The organism is Bradyrhizobium sp. (assembly GCF_049586575.1).
Classification (GTDB): Bacteria; Pseudomonadota; Alphaproteobacteria; order Rhizobiales; family Xanthobacteraceae; genus Bradyrhizobium.
In genome coordinates, this window is the sequence record NZ_JBAVCF010000361.1 from 1 (window position 1) to 2189 (window position 2189).

Below are 2189 nucleotides of genomic sequence, written 5' to 3' on the forward strand. Positions count from 1 at the left end.
GGGAATACATGCCCATTCGGCGCGCGAATTAGCAGACGCGCCAGTTGATCGCGATAGATCCGCTCAGTCGGCGGGTCGAGCCAGACTCGCACGCCGACCGGCTGCACGGCGCCCAGATAGCTCGTCACCACACTGCCGTGAAGGTAATCGTAGAGCTGCGCCTGGACCTCCGCGGGAGTGATGCCGGCCATCGCTGCCTGGGCAGGATCGACACTGATGTCGAGCGCGTCGCCCGCGGGTACGATGCCGCTATTAACCGACGCCGCTTCAACACCGGGCACCTTGGCGATCGCGGCGGCGACTTTAGCGGCGACGGCCGGCAGTGTCGCCGGATCCCGGGCGCTGAGTTCGACTACAATCGGCTGCGGGCGGCCCACCATGTCGCCGATCATGTCGCCGAGAAGTTGATGCGTGTCGAAGGAGATCCCCGGAACCTGGCTCGTGATTTTGCTGTTGACGTCGTCCATCACGGTCCAAATTGACGACCGGCGTGACGGGTCGACCAAGCGGACAACAAAGTCGCCCTGGTAGCTTTCCTTGAAATCTCCGCCAAAGCCCAGCCCGGTTCGGCGGGAATAAGTCGCGATGCTTGGATCCCGCTTGAGGATTTGCTCGACTTCCTGCAATTCCCTGTTGGTTTCGGCCAACGAAGTGCCTGGTGCGGTATAGTAGTCGAGGACAAATCCCCCTTCGTCCATGCGCGGCAGAAACCCCGTGCCGACCTGGCCATAGGCGAAATAACCACAGCCGACGAAGAGGAGGACCGCAAGCCCAACGAGCCACGGTCGCGCCGTCAGTCGGTCCAGCAACGCGCCGTGGCCGCGCCGTAGCCAACCTTCACGGCCATGCTGCGGATCCTCCCATTGGGCAAAATCGATAATGCCGCGTGCCAGTAACGGCACGGTAAAGGCGGTGAGCAAGAAAGAAATGACGAGCGCGGAGGCCATCGTAATCGCAAGAAACTTGAAGAAGGCTCCGGTGACCCCCGACAAAAACGTCAACGGGAGGAAGATAACGATCGTCGCCAGGCTCGATCCGAGCAGTGGCGAAAAGAACTCGTGTGCCGCTATCAGAACCGTCCGGTGGGGCTCCTCGACCCCCGGCACCCCGGCACGCCGGGCAATGTGCTCGATCATAACAATGACGTCGTCGATCAGGAGGCCGATCGCAGCTGCGATCCCGCCCAGGGTCATGATGTTGAGCGTCATGCCGAGACCGTAGAGGACCAGCACGGTCGCCGAGATCGATAGCGGTACGACGATCATCGCGGTCAGCGCGACACGCCAGTTGCGCAGGAATGCCAGTATTACGATGCCGGCAAAGACCAGCCCAATTCCGATTGCCTCCTCCAGCGCGGCTATGGAGGAGCGAACGAGCTGCGTCTGGTCGTACCATTTGTGGAGCTGGATGGTCTTCGGCTCGGTCTTCATAAAGGACGACAGCTTCTGCGCGATCTCACGAGCGACCGTCAGCGAGTCGGCCTGGTCCTGCTGAAAAATGTCGAAGGTGACCGCGCGCTGTCCGTTGACGTCGACAAGAAGCCATTGCGGCACCGAGCCCATCGTAACCTTGGCGACATCCGAGAGCCGAACAATACCGCCGGCGCTATTGCGCAGCTCCACAGTCCCCACCGAGCCGAGCGAGCTGAAGGCGTTGTTATTGACCACAAGGTAAAGCAGGTCGTTATCTTCGAGACGGCCGACCACTTTCAGATTGTTTGTCGCTGCAATGGCTTGGCTTACGTCCGCAACTGTGAGGCCGTAGGCACTAAGCTTCTGCGGATCGATCGAGACCTGCACTTCCGGCGTCTCGCCGCCCAAAACGCCCACGCGCTTGACACCCTCAACGCTCATGAGCAGCGGCGTGATCTGATACTGAGCAAGCCTGCGCAGGTCGGCAGGAGAAACCGTATTGGAGATAAGCGCATATGAGAGGAAGGGCGCAATCGTGGTTGGACTAGCCCGGATCACCTCGTAAGTGGTGCCGGCCGGCAGCTTGGGAACAGCCTGAGCGAAACCGGCGTCGACGCTCAGCAGAGCCTGCGCCATGTCAGTCCCCCACGGAAAGTCGACGAACATCTCCGCGGAGCCGCGCGAGGTGGTGGATGTCACGTTGACGGCGCCAGGAACTGAACGGGCCACCTCTTCAAGCGGCTCGGTGACCTCGACCAGCATCTGCTGCGCCGGCAT

General features: G+C 61.3%; 1 protein-coding gene. It reads right to left on the reverse strand.

Translation table 11 applies throughout. The annotated features are described in order from the left end of the window. Positions 1-2174: efflux RND transporter permease subunit (locus WB528_RS14045; RefSeq protein WP_423889019.1), on the reverse strand; the 2174-nt coding region annotated here is incomplete at its 3' end. Between the last annotated feature and the right edge of the window lie 15 nt (positions 2175-2189).